Origin of the sequence: Pseudomonas sp. NFACC43 (assembly GCF_900119645.1) — a bacterium.
GTDB lineage: Bacteria > Pseudomonadota > Gammaproteobacteria > Pseudomonadales > Pseudomonadaceae > Aquipseudomonas.
On the sequence record NZ_FPKK01000032.1, the window covers coordinates 1 to 2222 of the forward strand.

A 2222-nucleotide genomic window follows, 5' to 3' on the forward strand; every position below is an offset into this window, starting at 1 on the left:
CCGGAACTCACCGCCGAGCGTTTCCTCGACGACCCGTTCAGCACCGTGCCGAATGCGCGGATGTACCGCACCGGCGACCTGGGCCGCTACCTGGCGGACGGCAACATCGACTACCTGGGGCGTAACGACGATCAGGTTAAGATTCGCGGTTTCCGCATCGAACTGGGCGAGATCGAAGCGCGGCTTGCGCAACATCCAGGCCTCAAGGAGGCCGTGGTACTGGCCCGTGAGGAGGAGCCCGGCGAGAAGCGCCTGGTGGCCTATTTCACGACCCATGCCGCCGATGCGGGCCTCGACATCGAGACTCTGCGGGGCCATCTGCAGAACCTGCTGCCTGAATACATGGTGCCGAGCGCTTTCGTGCACCTCGACGCCTTGCCGCTGACCCCCAATGGCAAGCTGGACCGCAAGGCATTGCCAGCGCCGGATCGTACTGCGGTAGTGGCCCGTGCGTACGAAGCTCCACAAGGCGAAACCGAGGCGACCATCGCCGGGATCTGGCAGGACTTGCTCGGTATCGAACGGGTCGGCCGCCACGACAATTTCTTCGAGCTGGGCGGTCATTCGCTGTTGGCCGTGAAAATGATCGAGCGTATGCGTCAGGTCAAGCTGAGCGTCGACGCACGCGTCCTGTTCGACCAATCGACATTGGCGGCACTGGCCGCTGCGGTCGGCGGGTACAGGGAGGTCGATGTACCGGCCAATGGCATCCCGGCTGGTTGCACACGGATTACGCCGGGGATGCTGCCGCTGGCCGAGCTGGATCAGCCGGCCATCGATGAAATCGTGGCAAGGGTGCCGGGTGGCGTGGCCAACGTCCAGGACATCTATGCCTTGGCACCTCTGCAGGAGGGGATCCTGTATCACCACCTTGCCGCCGCCCAGGGTGATCCCTATCTGCAACACGTGATGTTCGATTTTGACAGTTTCGCGCGCCTCGAACAGTTCGCCCAGGCGTTGCAGGCCGTCATTGCCCGGCACGATATCCTGCGTACCGGTGTGCTCTGGGAGGGCTTGCCCGAGCCCATGCAGGTGGTATGGCGCGACGCCCGTTTGAATGTCGAGCCGGTCGTGCTGGATCCGGCCGCAGGGGATATCGCCACCCAACTGCACCAGCGTTTCGACCCCAGGTTCTATCGCCTGGACATCCGCCAGGCACCGATGATGCGGATTGCCTATGCGCAGGACCCGGAGAACCAACGTTGGGTGGGCATGTTGCTGTTCCATCATCTGGTGGACGATGTCACCTCACTGGCGGTGCTGGTTGCGGAAATCGAGGCACACATGCTGGGCCAGGCACAGCGCTTGCCCGCCTCGGTGCCGTACCGCAACTACGTGGCCCAGGCTCGCCTGGGGGTGAGCCGCGAGGCCCACGAAGCGTTTTTCCGCGACATGCTCGGCGACGTCGACGAGCCGACGCTGCCGTTCGGTCTGCAGGATGTGCAAGGTGACGGCAGCGGGATCGAGGAAGCTCGCCAGGATGTCGAGGCGGACCTGAGCCGCCGGTTGCGTGCCCAGGCGCGGCAGTTGGGGGTCAGTGCAGCGAGTGTGTATCACCTGGTCTGGGCGCAGGTCTTGAGCCAGGTGTCGGGCCAGGACGACGTGGTGTTCGGTACCGTGCTGGTCGGCCGGATGCAAGGTGGCGAAGGGGCCGACCGGGCGCTGGGGATGTTCATCAATACGCTGCCCGTGCGGGTGAGCCTGGGGGCGCAAGGCGTGCGGGCCGGGGTCAAGGCGACCCATGCACGATTGACGGCCTTGCTCGGCCATGAACATGCCTCGTTGGCCCTGGCACAACGCTGCAGCGGCGTGGAGGCACCGACGCCGTTGTTCAGTGCCTTGCTCAACTATCGGCACACCGCAACGACGGTTTCGGCCGAAGCGGTGTCGGCCTGGAACGGCATCCAGATGCTCAGTGGCGAAGAGCGGACCAACTACCCGTTGATGTTGTCGGTGGACGACCTGGGCGAGGCGTTCAGTTTCACCGTCATGACCCCGGCCCGCATTGGCGCGCAGCGGCTTTGCGGGTACGTGCAGCACACGTTGGAAAGTCTGGTCCGGATGCTGGAGCAGACGCCGCAAGCGCCGTTGCACCAGTTATCGGTGCTGCCGGCCACGGAGCGCGAGCAACTGCTGGTGGGCTTCAACGCCACCCAGGCCGAATACCCGCTGGCGCAGACGATTCACGGGTTGTTCGAAGCGCAAGTTCAGCGCACGCCGGA

Annotated in this window: 1 protein-coding gene; it reads left to right on the top strand. The window is 64.6% G+C overall.

The features are described 5' to 3' along the window. A partial coding sequence (locus tag BT179_RS26140; protein WP_143148741.1) for a condensation domain-containing protein occupies positions 1-2222 on the top strand: 2222 nt, incomplete at both ends.